Origin of the sequence: Streptomyces sp. NPDC001832, from assembly GCF_040297265.1 — a bacterium.
Classification (GTDB): domain Bacteria; phylum Actinomycetota; class Actinomycetes; order Streptomycetales; family Streptomycetaceae; genus Streptomyces.
Map to the genome: position 1 here is coordinate 197,376 of NZ_JBEOYU010000001.1, position 24,603 is coordinate 221,978.

Below are 24,603 nucleotides of genomic sequence, written 5' to 3' on the forward strand. Positions count from 1 at the left end.
CTTGGGGTGTGGGTCGGTGGCCGTCCTCTTCTTGCGGAGGGGGCGGCCGTTGTCTGTCTGTGGGGGGGGGGTGGGTGTCAGTTGCTTTGGGTGAGGGGGATGCGGTCGGGGTTCTGGGTGGGGATGGGTGTGTGTTGGGGGGTGAGGCCGAAGGTGGTGAAGGCGGTGCGTTCGGGGAGGTGGTAGGTGTTGGTGCCGGTGAGGTTGTTGAGGATGGTGGCGCTGCGCCAGGCGGCGAGTCCGAGGTCGGGGGCGCCGACGCCGTGGGTGTGGCGTTCGGCGTTCTGTACGTAGACGTTGCCGGTGATGGCGGGGTCGAGGACGAGGCGGAATTGGTTGTCGATGCGGGGGCGGGTGGAGGCGTCGCGTCGCATGTAGGGGTTGAGGCCGGTGAGGATGTGGTCGAGGGGGCGTTCGCGGTAGCCGGTGGCGAGGATGACGGCGTCGGTGGTGAGGCGGGAGCGGGTGTTCTGCTGGGTGTGTTCGAGGTGGAGTTCGATGCGGGTGTTGGCGACGCGTCCGGTGCTTACGGAGACTCCGGGTGTGAGGGTGGTGTCGGGCCAGCCGCCGTGGAGGGTGCGGCGGTAGAGCTCGTCGTGGATGGCGGCGATGGTGTCGGTGTCGATGCCTTTGTGGAGTTGCCATTGGTGGGGGACGAGTTCGTCGCGTACGGATTCGGGGAGGGCGTGGAAGTAGCGGCTGTAGTCGGGGGTGAAGTGTTCGAGGCCGAGTTTGGAGTACTCCATGGGTGCGAAGGCCTGGGTGCGGGCGAGCCAGTGGAGTTTTTCGTGACCTGCGGGGCGGGCGCGGAGGAGGTCGAGGAAGATTTCGGCGCCTGATTGTCCGGATCCGATGACGGTGATGTGTTCGGCGTTGAGGAGTGTTTTTCGGTGGTGGAGGTAGTCGGCGGAGTGGATGACGGGGATGGTTTCGGCTTCGGCGAGGGGTTTGAGGGGTTCGGGGATGTAGGGCTCGGTGCCGATGCCGAGGGCGATGTGGCGGGTGTGTGTGCGGCCGAGTGCTTGGGCTTCGCCGTCGGTGTCGAGTTGGGTGAAGTCGACTTCGAAGAGGTCTCGTTCGTTGTTCCAGCGGACGGCGTCGACTTGGTGGCTGAAGTGGAGGCCGGGGAGTTGGTTGCTCACCCAGCGGCAGTAGGCGTCGTATTCGGCGCGTTGGATGTGGAAGCGTTCGGCGAAGTAGAAGGGGAAGAGCCGGTCGCGGTTGCGTAGGTAGTTGAGGAAGGTCCAGGGGCTGGTGGGGTCGGCGAGGGTGACGAGGTCGGCGAGGAAGGGGACTTGGAGGCTGGCTCCGTCGATGAGGAGGCCGGGGTGCCAGTGGAAGGCGGGGCGTTGTTCGTAGAAGGCGGTGGCGAGGGGGTGGGGGTTGCCCGGGATGGCGTGGGCGAGTGCGGCGAGGGAGAGGTTGAAGGGGCCGATGCCGATGCCGAGGAGGTCGTGTGGCTGGTCGGTCTCGGGGGTGGGCAGGTGGGTCATCGGGGGGTGTTGCCTTCCGCGAGGTCGTTGGCGAGGTGGTTGACGAGGTCGAGGAGTGTGCGGAGGTCGTCGGGGGTGGTGTGGGGGTTGAGGAGGGTGGCTTTGAGCCAGAGGCGGTTGTCTGTGTGGGCGCGGCCGAGTACGGCGTGGCCTCGGGTGAGGAGGGTGCGGCGGATGGTGGCGACGGTGTTGTCGTCGGTGTTGGTGGGGCGGAAGAGGACGGTGCTGATGGTGGGGCGGTCGTAGAGGTCGAGGGTGGGGGTTTGGGCGATGAGGTCGGCGAGGTGGTGGGCGGTGGCGATGGTGCGGTCGATGAGGTCGGCGAGTCCGGTGCGGCCGAGGGCCTTGAGGGTGACGGCGATTTTGAGGGCGTCGGGGCGGCGGGTGGTGCGCAGGGAGCGGCCGAGGAGGTCGGGGAGGCCGGCTTGGGTGTCGTCGTCGGCGTTGAGGTAGGGGGCGTGGTGGTGGAGTGTGTGGAGGTGGGTGCGGTCGGGGACGGCGAGGATGCCTGCGGGTGCGGGTTGCCAGCCGAGTTTGTGCAGGTCGAGGGTGATGCTGTGGGCGCGGTCGAGGCCGTGGATCTTGCCTCGGTGGGTGGGGCTGAAGAGGAGGGGTCCGCCGTAGGCGGCGTCGATGTGGAGTTCGGCGCCGTGGGTGGTGCAGAGGTCGGCGATGTCGGCGAGTGGGTCGATCTGGCCGGTGTCGGTGGTGCCTGCGGTGGCGGTGACGAGGAGGGGGCGGTGGAGTTGGGTGAGGGCTTCGTGGAGTGCGGCGAGGTCCATGACTCCTGTGGGGGCGGGGATGACGACGGGTTCGGGGAGTCCGAGGAGCCAGGCGGCGCGGCTGATGCTGTGGTGGGCGTTGGTGGCGCAGATGGTTTGTACGGGGCCGTTGCGTTCGCGGGCGAGGAGTATGGCGAGTTGGTTGGCTTCGGTGCCGCCGGTGGTGACGAGTGCGTCGGGTGAGGGCTGGTGGGGGTAGATCTCGGTGGCGAGTGCGGTGGTGATGTCGGCTTCGAGGGTGGAGGCTGCGGGGGCCTGGTCCCAGGAGTCCATGGAGGGGTTGAGGGCGGAGGCGGCGAGGTCCGCGGCGGCGGCGAGGGCGAGGGGCGGGGTGTGGAGGTGGGCGGCGCAGAGCGGGTGTGCGGGGTCTGCGGTGCCTTCGGCGAGTGCGCTGACGAGGGTGTGCAGTGCGTCGTGGGGGCCGGTGCCGTGGTGGGGGATGACGGGGTGGGTGGCGGTGCGCATTCGGGGGGTGACGGCGTCGGGTCCTCCTGCGGGGAGGGGGCCGTCGCGTCGGTGGGTGCCGTCGTGGAGTGCGGTGAGGACGGTGTCGATGAGGGGGCGCAGGGCGGCGGGGCCGGTGGCTGATCCGGCGAGGGGTGGGGTGGGCATGGTGGTGGGGTCCTTCTGAGGGTGCGCTTGGTGTGCGGTCACCTCAGCCTGTACGGACTCCTTGCGATGTGCCCGGGGGGTGGAAGGTTCTCAACTCGAAAGTGGTACGGATGTGCTGAGAAGGATGGTTCAGTTGTCTGCTGCTGGTAGCGGGCGGGGAGGTCCTGGTGGTCGGGGGCTTGCGGGGGCATGGGCACTGTTCTGCCGGTTGGTTCAAGGCTTCTTGCTGGGGCACCCAGCCGTTTGCGGGGCTTCGCGTCACGCTCGGCCGAATGGCTCGTATCGCTTTGAGTGTGGCTGCGTATCTGTCGCGGCGCCGTCAATTTTCATTTGTTGAAATTGGTTGGCCTCCCGCAGTCACGTTCTCACTGCGGGAGGCCTGAGTTGGTGTAATGCTGCTGGTCAGCGAGTGCGTACGGCGAAGGCGCGGCGCAGGTCGTCGATCTGGTCGATGAGTTTGCGGCGCAGGGCCGGGATGAGGGCCTTGTCGTTCAGGGCCTGTTCGCCGAGGTGGAGGTTGTCGGCGTCGATGGCGTACGCGGGGAAGGCGTAGCGGCCGGTGGCTTCGGCGATGGCGGGGCCGCGGCGGGCGGCGAGCTGGGTGGCCTCGGGGTAGTAGCGGGGCACGTAGTCCTGTACGAGGTTGGCTTGTTCGGGCTGCCAGAAGCCTTGGGCGGTGGCGGTGAAGAGGTAGTTGGAGAGGTTGTCGTCGTTGAACAGGGTGTGCCAGGCGGTGGCCTTGGCCTCGGGGGTGGGGAGGGCGGCCCGGCAGCGGGCGGCGCCTTCCTGTCCGGTGGCGCTGGGGTCGTGTTCGAGTTCGGCGGCGATGGCGGTTTCGTCGGTGGCGCCGAGGACGGCGAGGCGGGTGAGGATGCGCCAGCGCAGTTCGGGGTCGAGTTCGGGTCCGCCGGGGACGGTGCCGTTGGTGAGCCAGTCCTGGATGGTGTCGGGCTGGGTGGCGGCGGTGATGAGGTGGCGTACGGCGACGAGGCGCAGGCCGGGGTTGTGGCCGTCCTCGGTGCGGCGGATGAGGTCGCGGCACAGGGCGGTGAGGGTGGCGAGGGCGGCGGGGCGGTCCTCGGGGGTGAGGTAGCGGCCGGCGATCTGGGTGTCGGCGAAGGCGAGTACGCCTTGGGTGAGGGCGAGGTCGGTTTCGTGGGGGAGGTGTGCGCGGGCTGCTTCGAGGTAGGTGGTGGGGGTGAGTTCGCCGTCGCGGACCATGTCGCGTGCGGTGTTCCAGATGACGGCGCGGGTCAGTGCGTCGGGGATGCCGGACAGGTCGCGTAGGACGGTGTCCCAGGATGTGGTGTCGAGGCGGACCTTGGCGTAGCTGAGGTCGCCGTCGTTGAGGACGATGAGAGCGGGGCGCCGGCCGGTCATCGTCTTGACCGTGTTGTTCTGGGGGACGTCGATCTCGAACCGGTCGCGCAGGACGAGCTGGTCGGGGCCGGAGTGGGCGTCGGGTGCGTGGTCGTATGCGCCGATGGCTATGCGGTGGGGGCGGCTGCCGTCGCGGTCGACGGTGAGGTGCCACATGCCGTCGGACTCTTCGACCTGGGGGGTGAGGGTGTCGACTCCGGTGGTGCGCAGCCAGGCGTCGGCCCAGGCGTGGACGTCGCGGTCGGTGGCTGATGCGAGGTTGTCGATGAAGTCGGCGAGGGTGGCGTTGGCGAACTTGTGGCGGGCGAAGTGGGTGTTGATGCCGGCCAGGAAGTCCTTCTCGCCGAGCCAGGCGACGAGTTGGCGCAGGGCGGATGCGCCCTTGGCGTAGGAGATGCCGTCGAAGTTGAGCATCGCGGATGCGGTGTCGGGGACGGCTGCCGGGTCGGGGGCGACGGGGTGGGTGGAGGGGCGCTGGTCGGCGTCGTATCCCCAGCCCTTGCGGGCGACGCCGAAGTCGACCCAGGTGTCGGTGAAGCGGGTGGCCTCGGCGAGGGTTTGGTAGCCCATGTACTCGGCGAAGGACTCGTTGAGCCAGATGTCGTCCCACCAGGCGAGGGTGACGAGGTCACCGAACCACATGTGGGCCATTTCGTGGGCGATGACCATGCCGCGGGTCTGGCGTTCGGTGTCGGTGACGGCGGAGCGGTAGACGAACTCGTCGCGGAAGGTGACGAGTCCGGGGTTTTCCATGGCGCCGGCGTTGAACTCGGGGACGAATGCCTGGTCGTAGGAGTCGAAGGGGTAGGGCTCGTCGAACTTTTCGTGGAAGCGGTCGAAGCAGGCGCGGGTGATGTCGAGGATCTCGTCGGCGTCCGCGTCGAGGTATGGGGCCAGCGAGCGGCGGCAGTGAATGCCGAAGGGCAGTCCGGCGTGTTCGGTGGTCACGGAGTGCCAGGGGCCTGCGGCGACGGCGACGAGGTAGGTGGAGATCAGCGGGGTGGCTGCCAGGGTCCACCGGCCGTCGCGCTGGTGCTCGGCGATGCCGTTGCCGAGGACGGTCCAGCTTTCGGGGGCGGTGACGGTGAGCTCGAAGACGGATTTGAGGTCGGGCTGGTCGAACGCGGCGAAGACGCGCTGGACGTCTTCCATGAACAGCTGGGTGTAGACGTACGTTTCGCCGTCGGTCGGGTCGGTGAAGCGGTGCATGCCTTCGCCGGTGCGGGAGTAGCGCATGGCGGCGTCGATGCGCAGTTCGTGTGCGCCGGCGGTGAGTGCGGTGAGCGGGAAGCGGTTCTCGGTGAGGTCGGCGGGGTCGAGGGGCTGTCCGTCGAGGCTGATCGAGCGCAGGGTGGCCGGCTTGAGTTCGACGAACGTGTCTCCGGCCGCGGCTGCGGTGAACTGGATGATGGTGTGGGAGTCGAAGGTTTCCTCCCCTGCGGTCAGATCGAGGTCGATCGTGTACCGGTGTACGTCGAGGAACTGGGCTCGGGTCTGCGCTTCGTCGCGCGTCAGTACGGACATGAACCCATGCTGCCGTACGGGGTGGGCGGGGCGCAGGCGGGTTCTCCCAGGGCTGATCGAAGGCCTGGCGGGAAGGGTCGGCGGGCCTTTCAGGGCTGGGGCCGGCCGGTGGACGGGAGTGGGAGGAGGAGCGGGGCCGGGTCTGCCCCGTTCACGACCCGGCGCCGGTCTCGCCGTTCGTCGCCGACTCCTCCGCGATCCGCTCGTGGTGGCGGATGACTTCCGCGACGATGAAATTCAGCAGTTTCTCCGCGAAGGCCGGATCCAGATGCGCGCTTTCCGCCAGCTGCCTCAGGCGGGCGATCTGTCGGCTCTCGCGGGCCGGGTCGGCCGGGGGGAGTTGGTGGGCGGCCTTGAGGTGGCCGACCTGCTGGGTGCATTTGAAGCGCTCGGCGAGCATGTGGACGACAGCGGCGTCGATGTTGTCGATGCTTTCGCGCAGCCGGTTCAGTTCCGTGCTCGCGGACTCGTCGATGTCCCTCGTGGTCATGGTCAGCGAGCTTACGGCCTCCCCCCGCGATAGTGAGTGGGCTCCCTGCTGTGGGAGGTCGCTAAGGGCTGTCCCGGAGGGGTGATCGTCGGTGGGTTTTCCGGGTCCGGGACCTGGTCGCTCCAGCCGCCGGGGACGGTGCGGCCCTGCTGATCGCGGAACCGGACGGGGGCGGTGCCGACCCGGCGGGCGAAGAGGCGGGAGAAGTATGCCGGGTCGTCGTAGCCCACGCGTCGGGCGACCGCGGCGACCGGCAGGTCGGTGGCGGCGAGGAGCTCCTTGGCGCGGCCGAGCCGGATGCCGAGGAGGTAGTCCTTCGGGCTGCAGCCCGCGCCCCGCCGTACCGCCGTGCGCAGTTCGGCGGGTGTCATGCCGTGCCGGGCCGCGTGCTCGGCGACGGTGAGCGGCTGGAAGGCGTCGCGGGCGAGGGACTGCAGAACCGGGTCGCCGGCGGGGCCGGTGTCGGCGCGGTCCCGGCGCAGGGCGACGAGGAGTTCATGGACGGCGGCGCCGGTCTCGACCTCCAGCAGCGGGTTGCCGCACCGTGCCGCCCGTACCATCCGTCCCACCGCTGCGCGGGCGCCCGCCGTGTCGGCGAGCGGGACGAGCGGGCGGTCGGGCTCGATGTAGCCGAGCTCGGTGTATGTGGTGGTGGCGGGGCCTGTGAAGTCGACGAAGCTCTCGTCCCAGCCGGTGCCCGGATCGGCGCCGTAGTGGTGCGGGGTGCCGGGGGTCAGCCAGATCAGGCTGGGTGCGACGACGGGCACCCGGCGGCCGTCCAAGCCGGTGAACCAGCCGCTGCCGGATTTGATGACGACGGCCACGTGGTGGTCCAGGGTGCGCGGGCCGACTGTCGGCAGGGCTCCGTGCTGCAGCCCTACGCCCAGGCAGACGAGGCCCAGCCGGTGGTGGAGTGGGCTGGGAGTGAAGAAGCGCATCCAGGTGTGGTACATCGGCCTTCCTTTCTCCCCCGTTCTTTCTTTGTGTTGGTCCGACATTTCGCGCCCGAATATTTCGCGTCCGAAGAATTGTGTCCAAACAGCAGTGATCTTTGTCCATGGACCGGCCGCACGCCAGGGGGCGAAGGTTGATCGCAACATTCCTCCCGGGTTCGCCCGCCGTGGTGCGTGGCGTCCGTGCGCCCCGGGGCGCGCCCCCGGGGGACCGCACGCACAGGAGAGTACGAGCACGATGGCTGACTTCACCGTGGGGGACGACCACTTCCGGCTCGACGGGAAGCCCGTACGGCTGCTGTCGGGGGCCCTGCACTACTTCCGGGTCCACGAGGCTCAGTGGGACCACCGGCTTTCGATGCTGCGCGCCATGGGTCTCAACTGTGTCGAGACGTATGTGCCGTGGAATCTCCATGAGCCGCAGCCCGGCCGCTTCCGGGACGTGGCGGTGCTGGGGCGGTTCCTGGACGCGGCGCAGCGGGCCGGGCTGTGGGCGATCGTCCGTCCGGGACCGTATATCTGTGCCGAGTGGGACAACGGCGGCCTGCCGGCCTGGGTGACGGGGCGGTTCGGGCGGCGGGTGCGGACGCGTGACGAGGGGTACCTGGGTGCTGTGGAGCGGTGGTTCACGGTGCTGCTGCCGCAGGTGGTGCAGCGGCAGATCGGACGCGGCGGCCCGGTGATCATGGTCCAGGTGGAGAACGAGTACGGGAGCTACGGCACGGATCGGGTCTATCTGCGGCGGGTGGCCGGGATGCTGCGGGAGCGCGGGCTGACCGTGCCGCTGTTCACTTCCGACGGGCCGGAGGACCACATGCTCTCCGGCGGCTCCGTGCCGGGGCTGCTCGCCACGGTGAACTTCGGGTCGGGTGCACCAGGGGCGTTCGAGGTGCTGCGCCGCCATCAGCCGAAGGGGCCGCTGATGTGTATGGAGTTCTGGTGCGGGTGGTTCGGGCACTGGGGTGCCGAGCCGGTCGTACGGGATCCGGCGCGGGCCGCCGACGCTTTGCGGGAGATCTTGGAGTGCGGGGCCTCGGTGAACATCTATATGGCGCACGGGGGGACGAACTTCGCCGGGTGGGCGGGTGCCAACCGGTCCGGTCCGCTGCAGGACCAGGATTTTCTGCCGACGGTGACGTCGTACGACTACGACGCGCCGATCGACGAGTACGGCCGTCCCACGGAGAAGTTCTGGCAGTTCCGCAAGGTGCTTGCCGAGTACGCGGACGGGCCGCTTCCGGAGCTCCCGTCCGAGCCTGCCGGTCTGGCCGCGCCGGTACGGGCGGAGCTGACCGACTGGGCTTCGCTGACCGCCGTGCTGGAGGCACTGGGTGACGAGGAATCGGCGCCTTCAGGCGTTCCGCCGACCTTCGAGGAGCTGGGTGTCGACCGGGGTCTGGTGCGTTATCAGGTTGGTGTTCCGGGTCCTCGTCGTCCGTATGCCTTGGGTGTGGCGGGGCTACGGGACCGGGCCGTGGTGTACGTGAACGGTGTCCGGGAGGGTGTGCTGAGCGACGAGAACGGCACGCTGAACGAGCCGGTGGCCGGGCCTGCGGAGGTCGAGCTGTGGGTGGAGTCGCTGGGCCGCGTCAATTACGGGCCGCGGCTCGGTGAGCCCAAGGGGATCACGGGCGGGCTGCTGCATGAGCGTCAGTTCCTGCACGGTGTACGGGCACGGGCGCTGCGGCTGGAGGCATTCGAGGAGCCGGACGCGGTGGCCAAGGTGGCCTTCGGTAGCGTCGAGGGGGCCGGGCGCACCGGGCTGTTCCGGGGGACGTTCGACGTCGCGGGGGTGGACGGGACCGGGCATGCGGGGATCGTGCTGCCGGGCTGGACACGCGGGTTCGTGTGGGTGAACGGCTTCTGCCTGGGGCGCTACTGGTCGGCGGGTCCGCAGCGGACGCTGTACGTGCCGGGGCCGGTGTTGCGGGAGCGCGTCAATGAGGTGTGGGTGCTGGAGCTGGAGGGTGCGGGCGCGCCGTATGCGGAGCTGGGCCCGGGGGTGCCCGTCCGGACGGGCACCCCCGGAGATGTTGAGGTGTGAATCAGACACTGGCTGTTGCGGTGGCTGAGTCAGAGCTTGGCCGCCGCGGAGGCGATGTCGGCGGCGAATGTCGAGACCTCGCTGTACACGCCCGGGTAGCCGGGCTCGGCGCAGCCCTGGCCCCAGCTGACGATGCCCACTTGGATCCAGGCGCCGGTGTTGTCCTTTCGGAACATGGGGCCGCCGGAGTCGCCCTGGCAGGTGTCCACGCCGCCCGTGTCGATCAGCCCGGCGCAGATCTCTTCGCCGGGGACGAGGTCGCTGCCGTACGCGCGCTGGCAGTCGGCGTCGGAGACGAACGGCACGGTGGCCTTCAGCAGATAGCGCTGCTGGCTTCCGCCCTCGGTGGCGGCGCCCCAGCCGGCGATGGTGAAGGTGCCGTTGTTGTACGTGGTGTTGGTGGCGGTCTTCAGAGTCGGCAGGTCGATGGGCTTGGCGAGCTTGATCAGCGCCCAGTCCTTGCCCACGCCCGTGTAGCCGGGGGCCTGCAGGACCTTGGTGGACTTGACCTTGATCGCGCTGGAGGACTGGAGGTCGACGACGCCCGCGGTGGCGGTGATGGAGGTGTTGTTGCCGGAGCCGTTCACGCAGTGCGCGGCGGTGAGGACGATGTTCTTGGCGTAGAGAGCGCCGCCGCAGCCCATCGACAGTCGGACCATGAACGGGAATTCACCCTGGGCGGCACGGGTTCCGCCGACGACCGGGGTGGGGGCCGCGGACGCTCCGGCGGGTTGGAGGCTGATGGCCGCGAGGATCACGGCGGCCATGACGGAGCATCTCTTCACGGCGCGCAGAAGCTGCTTCAACGGACTGCCTTCTTTCGTGGGGGGTTCTTGTGTGGGGGGTTCTTGTGTGGGGTGGTACGTGGGGATGCGTGCCCTTGCTCGGGGTCCTGGTCACGGGCAGCGAAGCCCATTCGTCATGTCCCCGACAAAGGCATTATTCGGATTATCGGAAAATGATCACGACCCCCGCAAGTTCACTTCTCGGCCAGATCACTCGCGTCGCTGCGGCTACAGTGGAAGCGGTCGAGCGTCGCCGATGGGGGCCGGACGTGACGGACAGCAGCCGGGAGAACAGCCAGGACCACGGCCGCCGCGGCGGCGGAAGTCCGGTCGTCCACGGCTTCCCTCATCTCGAAACCGTCCGGTCCGCGATCACGGCGCTGTACCGAAGGCTGTCGTACGACGGTGTCCGCGGTTACGCCACGAGCCTCGCCCCCGCCGACGCCGCCTTCTGCGACCAGGACGATCTGCACCTCGGCGCCCAGCGTGTGGCACGGGCCGTGGTCCAACATCTGCATCTGCCGGACGCCCGCATGATCGTCAGCTTCCGGACGATGGAACACGCCGCCGGTGTCGAGCTCGCCGCGGGGCCCGAGTACTTCATCGAACTCAACGACCGCTTCCGCACCCATCGCAGGGACATCGGCGCCGCGCTCTCGCACGAGATCATGCATGTGCTGTTGCACCGCCTCGGCCTGGAGTTCCCCGGCACGGACAACGAGATCCTCACGGACACCGCGACGACGTACCTGGGCGCGGGCTGGCTGCTGCTGGACGCCTTCCGCGAGGACGCCGTATCCAGCCAGAAGCTCGGCTATCTCACCCCGGAGGAGTTCGGATACGTCCTCGCCAAGCGGGCGTTCGCCTTCGACGAGGATCCCTCCCCGTGGTTCACGAGCCCGCAGGCGTACACGGCGTACACGAAGGGGCGCGCTCAGGCCCTCCAGGAGACCCGGCAGCCGCCCCTCACGGCGGCCGGCTGGGCGGGCCGTCACCGCTACGCCAAGGACCGGCGGTACGCCCAGGACCATCCGGGCGCGAAGGCGGCCCCGGGCCCCGACCCCCCGTACGCCTTCGAGAACGGCCCGCAGGGGCTCCGGGTCTCCTTCACCTGCCCCACCTGCCACCAGCGCATCCGCGTTCCGGTGCGCGGCCGGATACGGGCCCGGTGCGGGATGTGCCGGACGGTCCTGGAATGCAGCACCTGAGAGAGGCTGTCGGGTGGCCTCTGAGGCAGCCGGCGGCTCCGCCCCCCAGGGATGAAAAGTCAGCCTCGCCGGAGGCTGGATTTCGCCCCGTACACCGGCCGGGCCGGCTCCGCCTCCGCCAGCAGCTTCCGTGCCGCTTCCCCCGCCTCCGCCGGCGCCCACCGCGCCCCCCGGTCCGCGGTCGGGCCGGGGCGCCAGCCCTCCATGACCGTGATCCGGCCGCCCTCCGCCTCGAAGACCCGCCCGGTCACCCCGTCGCTCGCGGCCGAGCCGAGCCACACCACCAGCGGGGACACGTTCTGGGGGGCCATCGCGTCGAACTCCCCCTCCCCCGGCACCGCCATCGTCTGAGCGAACGTCTGCTCGGTCATCCGGGTCCGTGCCGCCGGGGCGATCGCGTTGACCTGGACCCCGTACCGCCCCATCTCCGCGGCCGCGACGAGCGTCAGGCCCACGATGCCCGCCTTCGCCGCGGAGTAATTGCCCTGTCCGACGCTCCCGAGCAGCCCCGCACCGGAGCTCGTGTTCACCACCCGGGCCACCGGCGTGCGACCCGCCTTCGCCTCGGCCCGCCAGTGCGCGGCCGCATGCTTCAGTGGCAGGAAGTGGCCCTTCAGATGGACCCGCATCACCGCGTCCCAGTCGTCCTCATCCAGATTCACCAGCATCCGGTCGCGCAGGAATCCGGCGTTGTTGACCAGAGTGTCCAGCCGTCCGAAGGTCTCCAGCGCGGCAGTGACCAGCGATGCCGCTCCCTCCGTCGTGGCGATGTCGCCCCCGTGGGCGACGGCTTCGCCGCCCGCCGCCACGATCTCGTCGACCACCTGCCGGGCCGGACCCGCCGAGCCCCCGTCGCCGTCGGGGCCGACGCCGAGATCGTTGACCACGACACTCGCCCCCTCGGCGGCGAAGGCGAGCGCGTGGGCGCGGCCCAGCCCGCGCCCGGCACCCGTCACGATCACCACACGGCCTGCGCAGAGCCCCGTGCCGTGTCCGTCACTGCTTGCGGTCATCACACATCTCCTTGTTGGCGATGCGGGGGCAGGCTGCTACCTTCCACACCTAACAAATGTTTGGTGGAAAGGTAGCTGATTCGCCCATGGGTGTCTCCACCGCACGTCCCGGCAAGGGCATCTGCCTCGTCACGGTCGACTACCCTCCCGTCAACGCGCTCCCCGTGCAGGGGTGGTACGACCTCGCCGACGCCCTCCGGGCCGCGGGGCGTGATCCCGAGGTCCGCTGTGTGGTGCTGGCCGCCACCGGGCGTGGATTCAACGCGGGTGTCGACATCAAGGAGATACAGCGCGACACCGGACATGACGCCCTGATCGGCGCCAACCGCGGCTGCTACGAGGCGTTTTCTGCCGTGTACGAGTGCGAGGTCCCGGTCGTCGCCGCGGTGAACGGCTTCTGCCTCGGCGGCGGCATCGGCCTCGTCGGCAACGCGGACGTGATCGTGGCGAGCGACGACGCGACATTCGGCCTGCCCGAGCTGGACCGGGGCGCGCTCGGTGCCGCCACCCATCTCGCCCGGCTCGTGCCACAGCACCTGATGCGCGCGCTGTACTACACCTCGCGCACCGCCACGGCCGCCGAACTGCACGCCCACGGTTCGGTCTGGAAGGTGGTCCCGCGCGCCGGACTCCACGACGCGGCACTGGAACTGGCGGGCGAGATCGCCGGTAAGGACGGGTATCTGGTCCGGCTCGCCAAGGCGGCCATCAACGGCATCGACCCGGTGGACGTCCGCCGCAGCTACCGCTTCGAGCAGGGCTTCACCTTCGAGGCCAACCTCAGCGGGGCCGCCGACCGCATCCGTAACACCTTCGGCAAGGAGGCATGACAGTGACCGACAAGACCATGACGGCCGACGAGGTCGTCTCCCGGCTCAGCAGCGGCATGACGATCGGCATCGGCGGCTGGGGCTCGCGCCGCAAGCCGATGGCACTGGTCCGGGCGCTGCTCCGTTCCCCGATCACCGATCTCACCGTGATCGCGTACGGCGGTCCCGACGTCGGCCTGCTCGCCGCCGCCGGCAAGATCCGCAAGCTGGTCGCGGCCTTTGCCACACTCGACTCGATCCCGCTCGAGCCCCACTTCAGGGCGGCCCGCCAGCGCGGCGCGTTCGAACTGATGGAGGTCGACGAGGCCATGTTCATGTGGGGGCTGCACGCCGCCGCGAACCGGCTGCCGTTCCTCCCCGTCCGAGCCGGTATCGGTTCGGACGTGATGCGGATCAATCCGGGCCTGCGTACGGTCACTTCGCCGTACGCGGACGGCGAGGAGTTCGTCGCGATGCCCGCCCTGCGGATGGACGCGGCACTGGTCCACATGAACCGCGCCGACCGGTTCGGCAACGGCCAGTACCTCGGCCCCGACCCGTACTTCGACGACCTGTTCTGCGAAGCCGCCGACACCGCGTACATCTCCTGCGAACGACTCGTGGAGACAGCCGAGTTGACCGGCAACGCCGCCCCGCAGACCCTCCTCGTCAAGCGGCATTCCGTCACCGGCGTCGTCGAGACGCCGAACGGTGCGCACTTCACCTCCTGCGTCCCCGACTACCCGCGCGACGAGGCGTTCCAGAAGGCATACGCCACCGCGGCCGCCGCACCCGACGCGTGGGCGGCCTTCAGCGACCGCTTCCTGCCCGCACAGGGCGACGAGAAGAGCTACCAGTTGGCCGTCCAGACCTGGCACGAGGAGCAGAAATGAGCGCCCAGAGCGTGTCCCGGGCCGAGTACTGCGTGATCGCCTGCGCCGATGCCTGGCGCGACAACGGGGAGGTGCTCGCCAGCCCGATGGGGCTCATCCCGTCCATCGGCGCCCGGCTCGCCAAGCGCACCTTCTCACCCGATCTGCTGCTCACCGACGGCGAGGCGCTGATCGTCGCCCCGGACGGCACGACGGAGGGCTGGCTGCCGTACCGTCAACACCTCACCATGGTCACGGGCGGCAGGCGTCACGTGATGATGGGGGCGAGCCAGATCGACCGGTTCGGCAACCAGAACATCTCCTGCATCGGCGACTGGGAACAGCCCGCCCGCCAGCTCCTGGGCGTGCGCGGCGCCCCGGTCAACACCCTGAACAACCCGGTCAGTTACTGGGTTCCCAGGCACTCCACCCGGGTCTTCGTCGAGCGCGTCGACATGATCTGCGGGGTCGGTTACGACAACGCCGCGGCGGCCGGTCCGTCGGCGACCCGCTACCACCGCATCCCGCGCGTCGTCACCGATCTCGGCGTCCTCGACTTCGCGACCCCGGACCGTTCGATGCGCCTCGCCTCGCTGCACCCCGGCGTCTGCGCCAGCGAGATCCGCGCGGCCACCGGCTTCGCCCTCACGATCGCGGACGACGTCCCGTGCACCCGGGAGCCGACCGCCGAGGAGCTGGGCCTGATCCGCGAGGTCATCGACCCGAAGGGCACCCGGAACCGCGAGGTCGGGGTCTGATGCGGACCGCGCTCACGGACCTCGTCGGCGTCCGCCACCCCATCGTCCAGACCGGCATGGGCTGGGTCGCGGGCCCCCGCCTGGTCTCCGCAACGGCCCGCGCCGGCGCGCTCGGCATCCTGGCCTCCGCGACGATGACCGTGGAGCAGCTGCGGGCAGCGGTACGGGAGGTCAAGTCCCGTACGGACGAACCGTTCGGCGTCAATCTGCGCGCCGACGCCGGGGATGCGCGCGAGCGGGTACGGATCATCATCGACGAGGGCGTGAAGGTGGCGTCCTTCGCGCTGGCCCCTTCGAAGGAGCTCATCGCCGAGCTGAAGGACGCGGGTGTGGTGGTGATCCCGTCGACAGGTGCCCGGCGCCATGCCGAGAAGGTCGCGGCGTGGGGCGCGGACGCGGTGATCGTGCAGGGCGGCGAGGGGGGCGGCCACACCGGTGATGTGGCGACCACCGTGCTGCTGCCCCAGGTTGTCGACGCGGTCGACATCCCGGTGATCGCGGCGGGAGGCTTCCACGACGGCCGGGGCCTGGTCGCCGCTCTGGCGTACGGGGCGGCAGGCATCGCGATGGGTACGCGGTTCCTGCTGACGTCGGACTCGACCGTGCCGGACGCGGTGAAGGCCCGCTATCTGGCGGCGGGCGTCAACGACATCACGGTCACCACGGCGGTGGACGGGCTCCCGCACCGGATGCTGCGTACGGAGATGGTCGCCGCGCTGGAGAACGCGGGCCGGGCCCGGGCATTGGCCCAGGCGGTGCGCAGGGCGGCGGGATTCAAGCGGATCTCCGGGACCGGCTGGTCCCGGATGGTGCGCGACGGTCTCGCGATGAAACACGGCAAGGACCTGTCCTGGAGCCAGGTCCTGCTGGCCGCCAACACCCCGATGCTGCTGAAGGCGTCCATGGTCGACGGCCGCACGGATCTGGGCGTGATGGCATCGGGTCAGGTGGCGGGCCTGATCGAGGACCTGCCCAGCTGTGCGGAGCTGGTGGAGCGGGTGATGGAGGAGGCCTGCGCGGCGCTGGGCACGGTATCGGGCGCGTTGGGCTCGTCCGACGATTGAGGAGCGGGGAGCGGGGCGTAAGAGGAGCTCACAAAATGGGCGCCCGGCCGCGGGCGATCGAGGACGGGCGGTGACCGGACGAATCCGGTCACCGCACAACATCCGTGTCGTTACGCGACCCTGCGGCCACGCCCCGCTGCTGCGCCACCGCGTCCCGCCCCGGACCCGGAACGCCCGGCCCCGGCACCGCGTGCAGCGCCATTGCCACGGCCGGCACCGGAACCGGCGCCACGGGCGGAGGAACCCCCCGAACCCCGGCCTTCACCGCCGCCGCCCTGCCCGGCACCACCGCGCCGGCCCCGGCCGCGGCTGCCCGAGCGGAAGCCCGGACCACCGGCCGCGGCCCCGCCGGACCGCGTGCGCGGCTTCGGCGGCGTCGGCTGCGGGACCTCGATGACGATCGCGATGCCGGACGGCTCACGGGCGCCGGTGATCCGGGTGAGTTCCTCGTCGCTGGACTTGATCCGGGTGGTCCGCGGAGCGATGCCCGCATCGGCCATCAGCCGGGTCATCTCCCGCTTCTCCTCGGGCAGCACCAGGGTGACGACGCTGCCGGACTCCCCGGCACGCGCCGTGCGCCCGCCGCGGTGGAGGTAGTCCTTGTGGTCGGTCGGCGGATCCACGTTCACGACCAGGTCGAGGTCGTCGACATGGATGCCGCGCGCCGCCACATTCGTCGCGACGAGCGCGGTGACTTGGCCGTTCTTGAACTGGTCCAACGTCCGGTTGCGCTGCGGCTGCGAACGCCCGCCGTGCAGGGCGGCGGCCCGTACACCGCTGGCGAGCAGCCGCTTGGCAAAGCGGTCGGCGGCGCGCTTGGTGTCCACGAACATGATCACCCGGCCGTCGCGGGCGGCGATCCTGGTGGCGACGGCCTTCTTGTCGGTCTCGTCGGCCACGTGCAGCACATGGTGCTCCATGGTGGTGACCGCGCCCGCGGACGGGTCGACCGAGTGCACCACGGGGTCGGTCAGGAACATCTTGACCAGCCGGTCGATGTTCTTGTCGAGCGTCGCGGAGAAGAGCATCCGCTGACCGTCCGACTCGACCTGCTTGAGCAGGGCGACGACCTGCGGCATGAAGCCCATGTCGGCCATCTGGTCGGCCTCGTCGAGGACGGTGATGGCGACCTGGTCGAGGCGGCAGTCGCCGCGCTCGATGAGGTCCTTCAGCCGTCCGGGCGTGGCGACGAGCACCTCGGCGCCGCGGCGCAGCGTGGCGGACTGCTTGCTGATCGACATGCCTCCGACGACGGTGGCCAGTCGCAGGTGGACGGACGTCGCATACGGCGTCAGCGCGTCGGTGACCTGCTGGGCGAGCTCACGGGTCGGGACGAGGACCAGTGCGAGCGGGGCGCGCGGCTCGGCGCGCCGTCCGCCGGTGCGGGCCAGCAGCGCGAGGCCGAAGGCGAGGGTCTTGCCGGAGCCGGTGCGGCCGCGGCCGAGGATGTCCCGGCCGGCGAGCGAGTTCGGCAGGGTGGCGCCCTGGATCGGGAACGGATCGGTGACGCCCTGTGCGGCAAGGGTCTTCAGCAGGGCGGCGGGCATGTCCAGCTCGGCGAACGCCTCGACTGCGGGCAGTGCGGGGGTCATGGTTTCGGGCAGGGCGAATTCGCCCTGGGGCGGCGTGGCCCTGCGACGGGGCGACGCCTTGCCGGATCCCTTGCCGGAACCCTTGGCGGTTGCCTTTGCCGGGGCCGTGCCGCGCCCCCTCGACGGGCGGTTGCGGGCGGTTCGGTCCTGGCGTTCGGAGCGGGTCATACGGAATTGCCCTCCTGGGGGATTCCTGAGGATTGCTTGGGATTCCTGGGAACTGCGTGGGACTTGCTGGGGCACTGTGGGGCGGCGCGCTGCTTCGTCATGTCCCCGGGACAGCACAAGCCGGGACCCGCACCTTCACGGTGCGGGCCCCGGCTGCGAGGTACGCGTCCGGCGATCAGGCCGGGACGATGTTCTCCGCCTGCGGGCCCTTCTGACCCTGCGTGACGTCGAAGGAGACCTTCTGGCCCTCCTGGAGCTCACGGAAGCCCGAGGTGGCGATGTTGGAGTAGTGGGCGAAGACGTCGGCGCCGCCGCCGTCCTGCTCGATGAAGCCGAAGCCCTTTTCCGAGTTGAACCACTTCACGGTTCCAGTAGCCATGTCATTCTCCTAAAAGAGGTGCAGTGCCGGAAATCCGCACTTTACGGATTCCAAGTCGCCGCATTGAGCCCCATCCGGAGAAAGCCGGAAAACAATAATGCGCCTGAGGAAGCATTCCCGTCAGGCGCACATAATGTTCATGGGTACCAAAACTGCAACTGGGCAACCGTAGCACGTTCTGCCGACCGGCGGTGGAGCACGCCACGCCGCCGGCCGACGGATTCTTCTGCCCGGGCCCTTGGGGCAACTGGCCTTCAGCGAGCTCAGGACTCTGCCGAAACTGTTCCCGGCGCCCTGCCGGAGCGCTTCGGTGACCTGGTCAGGAGCCGGGGCGGGGGTCAGAGCCGTTCGATGATCGTCACGTTCGCCTGGCCGCCGCCCTCGCACATGGTCTGCAGGCCGTAGCGGCCGCCGGTGCGCTCCAGCTCGTGCAGCAGCGTCGTCATCAATTTTGTACCGGTTGCGCCGAGCGGGTGACCCAGGGCAATCGCGCCACCGTTGACGTTGACTTTGTCCGGGTCGGCTCCGATCTCTTTCAGCCAGGCCAGGACGACCGGGGCGAATGCCTCGTTGATCTCGACCAGGTCGATCTCGTCGATGGCCATTCCGGCCTTTTTGAGCGCGTAAGCCGTGGCCGGTATCGGCGCCGAAAGCATGCGGATCGGGTCCTCGCCGCGCACCGACAGGTGATGGATGCGGGCGCGCGGAGTGAGGCCGTGCTCGGCCACGGCGCGCTCGGAGGCGATGAGCATGGCGGCGGCCCCGTCGGAGACCTGCGAGGAGCAGGCGGCGGTGATCGTGCCGCCGTCCAGGACCGGTTTGAGGCCCGCCATCTTCTCCAGGGTGGTGTCGCGGCGCGGCCCCTCGTCGGTGGTGACGTCACCGTAGGCGACGGTCTCTCGTGCGAAGCGGCCCTCGTCGATGGCGCGGATCGCACGCTGGTGGGAGCGCAGGGCGAACTCCTCCATGTCCGGGCGGCTGATGCCCCACTTCTCGGCGATCAGCTGGGCGCCGTGGAACTGGTTGACCGGTGCGTCGCCGTACCGGGCGCGCCAGCCCTCGCTGCCGGCGTAAGGGCCGTCCGCCAGGCCGAGGGGCTCGGCGGCCTGACGGGAGGCGAAAGCGATCGGGATCTGCGTCATGTTCTGGGTGCCGCCCGCGACGACGAGGTCCTGGGTGCCGGACAGGACGCCCTGGGCGGCGAAGTGCACGGCCTGCTGGGAGGAGCCGCACTGGCGGTCGACGGTGACGCCGGGGACCTCCTCGGGCAGTCCGGCCGCCAGCCAGCAGGTGCGGGCGATGTCACCGGCCTGCGGTCCGACGGTGTCGAGGCAGCCGAAGACCACGTCCTCGACGGCTGCCGGGTCGATTCCGGTCCGCTCGACGAGGGCCTTGATGACATGGGCGCCGAGGTCGGCGGGGTGGACCGAGCCGAGTCCTCCCCCCCGTCGGCCGACCGGAGTGCGTACCGCTTCGACGATGTATGCCTCGGCCATGACTTCTGCTCCTCGTAAGGCGTGAAGGGTCCGTGAGTGCGGGTTACGTACGCAGGGCGATGCCGTCCAGAACCATCGAGAGGTACTGGCGGGCGATCTCCTCGGGGCTGTGCTGTCCGCCCGGCCGGTACCAGGACGCCGCGACCCAGACGGTGTCGCGGACGAAGCGGTAGGTGAGGCGGATGTCGAGGTCGGCGCGGAAGGTCTTGTCGGCGACGCCGCGTTCCAGCGTGCCGAGCCAGGCCTTCTCGAACTTCTGCTGGGAGTCCACGAGGTACTGGAAGCGCGACTGGCCGGCCAGGTGCTTGGACTCCTTCTGGTAGATGGCGACGGCGGCGCGGTGCCGGTCGATCTCCCGGAAGGACTCGGTGACGAGAGCCTCGATGGTCTCCCGGGGCCCGAGTCCGGCGGCGAGCACCGCGTCGTACCCCTCCCAGAGTTCGGTGAGGAAGGTCGAGAGGATCTCGTCGACCATCGATTCCTTGGAATCGAAGTGGTAGTAGAGGCTGCCCGCGAGCATCCCGGCCGCGTCCGCGATCTTGCGGACGGTGGTGGCGTTGTATCCCTGCGCGGCGAACACCTCGGCGGCGGTGGCGAGCAGTTCGCGGCGGCGCTCGGGTGAGGGGGTCACCTGGGGCTTCTTCTTGGTAGGCACCCACCCATTCTCCGCCCGGCCGTCCTCCCGTCAGGCATGCCGGTTGCTGACGGAGACGACCTCGCCCGTCATGTACGAGGAGTAGCCGCTGGCGAGGAAGACGATGACGTTGGCGATCTCCCACGGCTCGGCATAGCGTCCGAATGCCTCCTTCTCGGTCAGTTCGTCGAGGAGTTCGGCGGAGGTGACCTTCACCAGGTGCGGATGCATGGCGAGGCTGGGGGCGACGGCGTTGACGCGTACGCCGTACTCGGCGGCCTCGATCGCGGCGCACCGGGTGAGCGCCATGACGCCGGCCTTGGCTGCGGCGTAGTGGGCCTGGCCGCTCTGGGCGCGCCAGCCGACGACGGAGGCGTTGTTGACGACGATGCCGCCGCGGCCGGCCGCCTTGAGCGAGCGCAGGGCGGCCCGGGTGCAGCGGAAAGTGCCGTTCAGGGTGACATCGAGGACCTTGGTCCACTGTTCGTCGGTCATCTCGGTGAGTTCGGCGGTGCCGCCGAGGCCGGCGTTGTTGACGACGATGTCGAGGCCGCCGTGGGCCTGTTCGGCGAACGCGAAGAGTGCCTGGACCTGGGTCTCGTCGGTGACGTCGCAGGGCAGTGACGCGACACGGTCCGCGCCGAACTCCTCGGCGAACGCCTGCTCGGTCTCCTTCAGCCGGCGGGCGTGCGCGTCCCCGATGACGATGCGGGCGCCCTCCTCAAGGAATTTTCGGGCGGTGGCGCCGCCGATTCCGGCGCCCGCGGCTGCGGTGACGACGGCGCTGCGGCCGGCCAGCAGACCGTGTCCGGGTACGTACTGCGGTGCGCTCACGCCCGCACCTCCTCGGTCTCGGCCCGCGGATCCTCGACGGTGCTCATGCTCGTACGTTAACCTACCAAACACTTGTTAGGGAAGGATGAGCCGATGCCCGCTGCCCACGACACATCTGCCGGTGACCTCCAGTCCGATCCCGTGCTGTACGAGCGCCGGGGCCCGGTCGCGTACGTGACGCTGAACCGCCCGCGCTACCGCAACGCCCAGAATTCGGCAATGACCTACGCCCTGGACGCCGCGTTCTACCGCGCCGCCGAGGACTCCGAGGTCAAGGTGGTCGTACTGGCGGGCGCCGGGGAGCACTTCTCGGCGGGCCACGACATCGGCACGCCCGGGCGCGATGCGCATCTGCCCTTCGAGCGCAGGGCCGGTCTGTGGTGGGACCACTCCGACAAGACCGGCGCGGAGAGCCGCTTCGCCCGCGAGTCGGAGGTCTATCTCGGCATGTGCAGGCGCTGGCGCGAGCTTCCGAAGCCGGTCGTCGCCTCCGTCCAGGGGGCGTGTGTGGCCGGCGGGCTGATGCTCGCCTGGATCTGCGATCTGATCGTGGCGAGCGAGGACGCCTTCTTCGCCGATCCGGTGGTGCGGATGGGCATCCCCGGCGTCGAATACTTCGCACACCCCTGGGTGATGCCGCCCCGGATCGCGAAGGAGTTCCTGTTCACCGGCGACCGGATGAGCGCCCGCCGGGCGTACGAGGTCGGCATGGTGAACAAGGTGGTGGAGCGCGGCGAACTCGCCGTACACACCCATGAATTGGCGTTGCGGATCGCCGGAATGCCGCGGCTGGGGCTCGCCCTCACCAAGCGCGCCGTCAATCAGGCCGAGGACCTTCAGGGGCTGCACACCGGCATGGACTCGGCCTTCGGGCTGCACCACCTCGCCCATGCGCACAACGCGGAAACGGCGGCGGACCCGCTCGGCGGCATGGACATCGCCTCGATGAAGAAGGCGGGTGCCTGATGGACCTGTCGTACACGGCCGAGGAGGAGAAATTCCGGGCGGAGGCGCGGCAGTGGCTGCGAGCCAACGTACCCGCCGAGCCGCTGCCGTCCCTGGAGACCGCCGAGGGCTTCGCCGCGCACCGGGAGTGGGAGGCACAGCTGCACGCGGACCGCTGGTCGGTCGTCTCCTGGCCGGCCGAGTACGGCGGCCGGGGCGTCGACATATTCCGGTGGCTGATCTTCGAGGAGGAGTACTACGCGGCGGGCGGCCCCGGCAGGGTCTCGCAGAACGGCATCAGCCTTCTCGCCCCGACACTCTTCGACCACGCCACCAACGAGCAGCGGGCCCGGCTGCTGCCGTCGATGGCGAGCGGCGAGGTGATCTGGGCGCAGGCCTGGTCCGAGCCGGAGTCGGGCTCGGACCTGGCGTCGCTGCGCTCGCGTGCGGTGCGCGTGGAGGGCGGCTGGCTGCTCTCGGGGCAGAAGACCTGGTCCTCGCGGGCCGCGTTCGCGGACCGGGCGTTCGGCATCTTCCGTACGGATCCGGAGGCCGCGAAGCCGCACCACGGGCTGACGTATCTGATGTTCGACCTGTCGGCGCCGGGAGTGTCGGTCCGGCCGATCGGGCGGCTCGACGGCAAGCCCGCCTTCGCCGAGCTGTTCCTGGACGAGGTGTTCGTACCGGACGAGGACATCATCGGTGAGCCCGGACAGGGCTGGCGCATCGCCATGTCGACAACGGGCAACGAGCGTGGACTGACGCTCCGCTCCCCCGGCCGCTTCCTGGCCGCCGCGGACCGGCTGGCCGAACTGTGGCGCACCCATGGCGACCCGTCGGACACGGCGCTGCGGGACCGGGTGGCGGACGCGCTGATCGGGGCGCGCGCGTATCAGCTCTTCACCTGCACCAACGCCGCACGCTTCGCGGCGGGCGCGGACATCGGCGCGGAGTCCAGCCTGAACAAGGTGTTCTGGTCCGAGTACGACATCGCACTGCACGAGACGGCTCTCGACCTGCTGGGCCCGGACGCGGAGCTGGCGGAGTCCGAGTGGGCCGAGGGGTACGTCTTCTCCCTCGCGGGCCCCATCTACGCCGGTACGAACGAGATCCAGCGCGACATCATCGCCGAGCGGCTGCTCGGCCTGCCGAAGGGACGGCGCTGATGCGTTTCCTCCTCGACGACGAGCAGCGGGAGTTCGCCCGCTCGCTGGACGCGATGCTGACCGCCTCGGACACCCCTGCGGTGGTACGCGCCTGGGCCGCCGGTGACCACGGACCGGGCAGGTCCCTGTGGGCGCGGCTGGCGCAGGCGGGGGTGTTCGCCCTCGCGATACCGGAGGCGTACGAGGGTGTCGGGCCCCGGCCGGTCGAACTCGCGGTTGCCTTCACCGAGTTGGGGCGGCATGCGGTGCCGGGGCCGGTGGTGGAGACGGTCGCGGCAGGGGTGCTGCTGGAAGGTGTGGGCGGAGCGGTGGCCAAGGAGTGGCTGCCGCGACTGGCGTCCGGTGCTGCATCGGTGACGCTCCGGACGGACGGGTACGGGCCGTATGCGCTGGACGCGGATGCCGTGGACGCGGTGTTCACGGTGACCGGTGACGAGTTGCGACTCGCACCCGGACCCGGTGTGCTCAGCGTGTCGTCCGACCCGGCCCGGCGGCTGTGGTGTCCCGAGCCGGGCGGGGACTTGCCGGCATCAGGGCCCCGGGTGGCCGAGGCAGCGGCGCGGGCCGCTCGGTGGGCGGCGTTCGCGACGGCCGCGCAGGCACTCGGTACGGGCGAGGCGCTGCTGCGGGCCACGGTCGCGTATGTGAAGCAGCGCACCCAGTTCGGTACGGCCATCGGCTCCTTCCAGGCAGTCAAGCACCGGCTTGCGGACGTGCTGATCGGGCTGGAGTTCGCCCGTCCGCTGCTGTACGGGGCGGCACTCGCGCTCGCCGGGGACGCGCCGGGCGCCGGCGCCGAGGTGGCGGCGGCCAAGGTGGCGGCGGGCGAGGCGGGGTACGCGGCGGCGCGGGCGGCGCTGCAGCTGCACGGCGCGGTGGGGTACACGCAGGAGCTGGATCTGTCGCTGTGGCTGCGCAAGGCACGCCCCCTGCGGGATGCGTGGGGGGCGCCGGGGGCGTGCCGGGCGCGGGTGCTCGCCGACGGGCCGGCCGCGCCTGCCGCCCGGCCCCCCGTGTCAGAAGGTTTCGCTCAGTGAGCCGTCGTCGTTGCCCCTGCGGAAGGTGCGCAGCGGGCGACCGGGGCGCCATACCTGGATGAGCAAGGTGTCGCCGCCTTCGAGACCGGTGCGTACCACCTCGGTAAGCTCCACCCGGAAGAGGTGGAAGGGCTCCGGCGGCTTCACCTCCTCGATGAAGCGGGCCAGTACGGCGGGGTCGGTCACCTCCACCGCGCGGCCGGAGATCCGGACGTCCCCGTCGGCCATCTCGGCGTCCGGCCCGGGGTTGGCCTGCACCGCGAACCGCGGATCGCGCAGCAGGTCCAGCGCCTTGCGCGAGTTCGGCATCATGCCGAGGAACGGCTCACCCAGCCGGAAATCCACTTCGAGGCCGGTCACGCGCGGCGATCCGTCCTTGCGCAGGGTCGCCAGGACGTGGTGCTTGTACTGCTGGAAGCGGGTCCGGACGGTGTCGGCGAAGGCCGGCTGCGCCGACTGGAACTCTTCCCAGGAACTCGATGTCATGCGTCCATGGAACCCTGGAATCCCGACATCTTCTGTCTGCATTTCCCGGCCGCGTCCGATCGGCCGCACGGCTGCCGGG

Annotated in this window: 22 protein-coding genes; 9 read left to right on the plus strand and 13 right to left on the minus strand. The window is 70.0% G+C overall.

The annotated features are described in order from the left end of the window. Positions 1 to 77: 77 nt before the first annotated feature. The 5 genes from ABT115_RS00940 to ABT115_RS00960 form a co-directional block, all read right to left on the minus strand. Positions 78 to 1,493, minus strand: coding sequence for a lysine N(6)-hydroxylase/L-ornithine N(5)-oxygenase family protein (locus tag ABT115_RS00940; RefSeq protein ID WP_351782359.1), 1,416 nt, complete (start codon positions 1,491 to 1,493; stop codon positions 78 to 80). Beyond that, positions 1,490 to 2,887 carry a pyridoxal phosphate-dependent decarboxylase family protein gene (locus ABT115_RS00945; protein WP_351782362.1) on the minus strand — a complete coding sequence of 466 codons (1,398 nt, stop codon included), beginning with the start codon at positions 2,885 to 2,887 and terminating at the stop codon, positions 1,490 to 1,492. Before ABT115_RS00945 ends, ABT115_RS00940 begins: the two co-directional genes overlap by 4 nt. 402 nt (positions 2,888 to 3,289) lie before the next feature. After that, positions 3,290 to 5,791 carry an aminopeptidase N gene (gene pepN / locus ABT115_RS00950; protein WP_351782365.1) on the minus strand — a complete coding sequence of 834 codons (2,502 nt, stop codon included), beginning with the start codon at positions 5,789 to 5,791 and terminating at the stop codon, positions 3,290 to 3,292. 151 nt (positions 5,792 to 5,942) lie between these two features. Further along, on the minus strand, positions 5,943 to 6,281 hold the full coding sequence (locus tag ABT115_RS00955) for a chorismate mutase (protein WP_351782367.1): 339 nt from the start codon (positions 6,279 to 6,281) through the stop codon (positions 5,943 to 5,945). Positions 6,282 to 6,292: 11 nt separating this feature from the next. Then, a complete protein-coding gene (locus tag ABT115_RS00960; protein WP_351782370.1) occupies positions 6,293 to 7,234 on the minus strand; it encodes a helix-turn-helix domain-containing protein in 942 nt (313 codons plus the stop codon). A 238-nt stretch (positions 7,235 to 7,472) separates the two neighbouring features. On the opposite strand from ABT115_RS00960, the gene ABT115_RS00965 reads away from it, so the two are divergent. Next, complete coding sequence (locus ABT115_RS00965) at positions 7,473 to 9,278, plus strand: glycoside hydrolase family 35 protein (protein WP_351782373.1); 1,806 nt, start codon at positions 7,473 to 7,475, stop codon at positions 9,276 to 9,278. Between the two features lie 29 nt (positions 9,279 to 9,307). On the opposite strand, the gene ABT115_RS00970 is transcribed toward ABT115_RS00965, so the two are convergent. Next, the gene (locus ABT115_RS00970; RefSeq protein ID WP_351782376.1) at positions 9,308 to 10,084 is read right to left on the minus strand and encodes a S1 family peptidase; all 777 of its coding nucleotides are present in this window, start codon (positions 10,082 to 10,084) and stop codon (positions 9,308 to 9,310) included. Positions 10,085 to 10,236: 152 nt separating this feature from the next. Between ABT115_RS00970 and ABT115_RS00975 the strand changes: the two genes are divergently transcribed. Further along, entirely contained in the window at positions 10,237 to 11,271 is a 1,035-nt protein-coding gene (locus ABT115_RS00975) for a hypothetical protein (protein WP_351782378.1), read from the plus strand. Positions 11,272 to 11,330: 59 nt separating this feature from the next. Here the strand turns inward: ABT115_RS00975 and ABT115_RS00980 are convergent, their stop codons facing one another. Beyond that, positions 11,331 to 12,284 carry an SDR family oxidoreductase gene (locus ABT115_RS00980; RefSeq protein WP_351782381.1) on the minus strand — a complete coding sequence of 318 codons (954 nt, stop codon included), beginning with the start codon at positions 12,282 to 12,284 and terminating at the stop codon, positions 11,331 to 11,333. Between the two features lie 86 nt (positions 12,285 to 12,370). On the opposite strand from ABT115_RS00980, the gene ABT115_RS00985 reads away from it, so the two are divergent. From ABT115_RS00985 to ABT115_RS01000, 4 genes are read left to right on the plus strand one after another with little or no spacing between them, the layout of a single operon-like run. Next, positions 12,371 to 13,114: an enoyl-CoA hydratase family protein gene (locus tag ABT115_RS00985; protein WP_351782383.1), complete on the plus strand. Its 744-nt coding sequence runs from the start codon at positions 12,371 to 12,373 to the stop codon at positions 13,112 to 13,114. Further along, positions 13,111 to 13,986 carry a CoA transferase subunit A gene (locus ABT115_RS00990; protein ID WP_351782386.1) on the plus strand — a complete coding sequence of 292 codons (876 nt, stop codon included), beginning with the start codon at positions 13,111 to 13,113 and terminating at the stop codon, positions 13,984 to 13,986. The genes ABT115_RS00985 and ABT115_RS00990 overlap by 4 nt, the downstream gene beginning before the upstream one ends. After that, the gene (locus ABT115_RS00995; RefSeq protein WP_351782388.1) at positions 13,983 to 14,723 is read left to right on the plus strand and encodes a CoA-transferase subunit beta; all 741 of its coding nucleotides are present in this window, start codon (positions 13,983 to 13,985) and stop codon (positions 14,721 to 14,723) included. The genes ABT115_RS00990 and ABT115_RS00995 overlap by 4 nt, the downstream gene beginning before the upstream one ends. Continuing rightward, complete coding sequence (locus ABT115_RS01000) at positions 14,723 to 15,787, plus strand: NAD(P)H-dependent flavin oxidoreductase (RefSeq protein ID WP_351782391.1); 1,065 nt, start codon at positions 14,723 to 14,725, stop codon at positions 15,785 to 15,787. The genes ABT115_RS00995 and ABT115_RS01000 overlap by 1 nt, the downstream gene beginning before the upstream one ends. Before the next feature lie 110 nt (positions 15,788 to 15,897). On the opposite strand, the gene ABT115_RS01005 is transcribed toward ABT115_RS01000, so the two are convergent. The 5 genes from ABT115_RS01005 to ABT115_RS01025 all read right to left on the minus strand — a co-directional run bounded on the left by ABT115_RS01005 (position 15,898) and on the right by ABT115_RS01025 (position 20,890). Continuing rightward, the gene (locus tag ABT115_RS01005) at positions 15,898 to 17,547 is read right to left on the minus strand and encodes a DEAD/DEAH box helicase (RefSeq protein WP_351782394.1); all 1,650 of its coding nucleotides are present in this window, start codon (positions 17,545 to 17,547) and stop codon (positions 15,898 to 15,900) included. A gap of 175 nt (positions 17,548 to 17,722) precedes the next feature. Continuing rightward, a complete protein-coding gene (locus tag ABT115_RS01010; RefSeq protein WP_003969786.1) occupies positions 17,723 to 17,926 on the minus strand; it encodes a cold-shock protein in 204 nt (67 codons plus the stop codon). Between the two features lie 338 nt (positions 17,927 to 18,264). Then, positions 18,265 to 19,422, minus strand: a complete 1,158-nt coding sequence (locus ABT115_RS01015; protein WP_351782397.1) for an acetyl-CoA C-acetyltransferase — start codon at positions 19,420 to 19,422, stop codon at positions 18,265 to 18,267. 43 nt (positions 19,423 to 19,465) lie between these two features. After that, on the minus strand, positions 19,466 to 20,077 hold the full coding sequence (locus ABT115_RS01020) for a TetR/AcrR family transcriptional regulator (protein ID WP_351782399.1): 612 nt from the start codon (positions 20,075 to 20,077) through the stop codon (positions 19,466 to 19,468). 30 nt (positions 20,078 to 20,107) lie between these two features. Next, positions 20,108 to 20,890 (minus strand): SDR family oxidoreductase, encoded by a 783-nt coding sequence (locus ABT115_RS01025; protein WP_351782401.1) that lies wholly within the window; start codon positions 20,888 to 20,890, stop codon positions 20,108 to 20,110. 93 nt (positions 20,891 to 20,983) lie between these two features. Here ABT115_RS01025 and ABT115_RS01030 point away from each other — a divergent pair, with 93 nt between their 5' ends. From ABT115_RS01030 to ABT115_RS01040, 3 genes are read left to right on the plus strand one after another with little or no spacing between them, the layout of a single operon-like run. Continuing rightward, positions 20,984 to 21,856: an enoyl-CoA hydratase gene (locus ABT115_RS01030; protein WP_351782404.1), complete on the plus strand. Its 873-nt coding sequence runs from the start codon at positions 20,984 to 20,986 to the stop codon at positions 21,854 to 21,856. Further along, positions 21,856 to 23,001: an acyl-CoA dehydrogenase family protein gene (locus tag ABT115_RS01035; RefSeq protein WP_351782407.1), complete on the plus strand. Its 1,146-nt coding sequence runs from the start codon at positions 21,856 to 21,858 to the stop codon at positions 22,999 to 23,001. Before ABT115_RS01030 ends, ABT115_RS01035 begins: the two co-directional genes overlap by 1 nt. Further along, entirely contained in the window at positions 23,001 to 24,038 is a 1,038-nt protein-coding gene (locus ABT115_RS01040; protein ID WP_351782410.1) for an acyl-CoA dehydrogenase family protein, read from the plus strand. Before ABT115_RS01035 ends, ABT115_RS01040 begins: the two co-directional genes overlap by 1 nt. Here the strand turns inward: ABT115_RS01040 and ABT115_RS01045 are convergent. Beyond that, positions 24,018 to 24,524 (minus strand): pyridoxamine 5'-phosphate oxidase family protein, encoded by a 507-nt coding sequence (locus tag ABT115_RS01045; RefSeq protein ID WP_351782413.1) that lies wholly within the window; start codon positions 24,522 to 24,524, stop codon positions 24,018 to 24,020. The genes ABT115_RS01040 and ABT115_RS01045 overlap by 21 nt on opposite strands. Positions 24,525 to 24,603: the final 79 nt, after the last annotated feature.

Excerpts from the sequence above, each read along its gene's own strand:
- ABT115_RS01035 (WP_351782407.1), top strand. The coding sequence starts at position 21,856 with ATGGACCTGTCGTACACGGCCGAGGAGGAGAAATTCCGGGCGGAGGCG.
- ABT115_RS00980 (WP_351782381.1), bottom strand. The coding sequence starts at position 12,284 with ATGACCGCAAGCAGTGACGGACACGGCACGGGGCTCTGCGCAGGCCGT.
- ABT115_RS01040 (WP_351782410.1), top strand. The coding sequence starts at position 23,001 with ATGCGTTTCCTCCTCGACGACGAGCAGCGGGAGTTCGCCCGCTCGCTG.
- ABT115_RS01010 (WP_003969786.1), bottom strand. The coding sequence starts at position 17,926 with ATGGCTACTGGAACCGTGAAGTGGTTCAACTCGGAAAAGGGCTTCGGC.
- ABT115_RS00975 (WP_351782378.1), top strand. The coding sequence starts at position 10,237 with ATGATCACGACCCCCGCAAGTTCACTTCTCGGCCAGATCACTCGCGTC.
- ABT115_RS00995 (WP_351782388.1), top strand. The coding sequence starts at position 13,983 with ATGAGCGCCCAGAGCGTGTCCCGGGCCGAGTACTGCGTGATCGCCTGC.
- ABT115_RS00985 (WP_351782383.1), top strand. The coding sequence starts at position 12,371 with ATGGGTGTCTCCACCGCACGTCCCGGCAAGGGCATCTGCCTCGTCACG.
- ABT115_RS00990 (WP_351782386.1), top strand. The coding sequence starts at position 13,111 with ATGACAGTGACCGACAAGACCATGACGGCCGACGAGGTCGTCTCCCGG.
- ABT115_RS01015 (WP_351782397.1), bottom strand. The coding sequence starts at position 19,422 with ATGGCCGAGGCATACATCGTCGAAGCGGTACGCACTCCGGTCGGCCGA.
- ABT115_RS00960 (WP_351782370.1), bottom strand. The coding sequence starts at position 7,234 with ATGTACCACACCTGGATGCGCTTCTTCACTCCCAGCCCACTCCACCAC.
- ABT115_RS00940 (WP_351782359.1), bottom strand. The coding sequence starts at position 1,493 with ATGACCCACCTGCCCACCCCCGAGACCGACCAGCCACACGACCTCCTC.
- ABT115_RS01005 (WP_351782394.1), bottom strand. The coding sequence starts at position 17,547 with ATGACCCGCTCCGAACGCCAGGACCGAACCGCCCGCAACCGCCCGTCG.
- ABT115_RS00955 (WP_351782367.1), bottom strand. The coding sequence starts at position 6,281 with ATGACCACGAGGGACATCGACGAGTCCGCGAGCACGGAACTGAACCGG.
- ABT115_RS01045 (WP_351782413.1), bottom strand. The coding sequence starts at position 24,524 with ATGACATCGAGTTCCTGGGAAGAGTTCCAGTCGGCGCAGCCGGCCTTC.
- ABT115_RS01030 (WP_351782404.1), top strand. The coding sequence starts at position 20,984 with ATGCCCGCTGCCCACGACACATCTGCCGGTGACCTCCAGTCCGATCCC.
- pepN (WP_351782365.1), bottom strand. The coding sequence starts at position 5,791 with ATGTCCGTACTGACGCGCGACGAAGCGCAGACCCGAGCCCAGTTCCTC.
- ABT115_RS01000 (WP_351782391.1), top strand. The coding sequence starts at position 14,723 with ATGCGGACCGCGCTCACGGACCTCGTCGGCGTCCGCCACCCCATCGTC.
- ABT115_RS00945 (WP_351782362.1), bottom strand. The coding sequence starts at position 2,887 with ATGCCCACCCCACCCCTCGCCGGATCAGCCACCGGCCCCGCCGCCCTG.
- ABT115_RS00965 (WP_351782373.1), top strand. The coding sequence starts at position 7,473 with ATGGCTGACTTCACCGTGGGGGACGACCACTTCCGGCTCGACGGGAAG.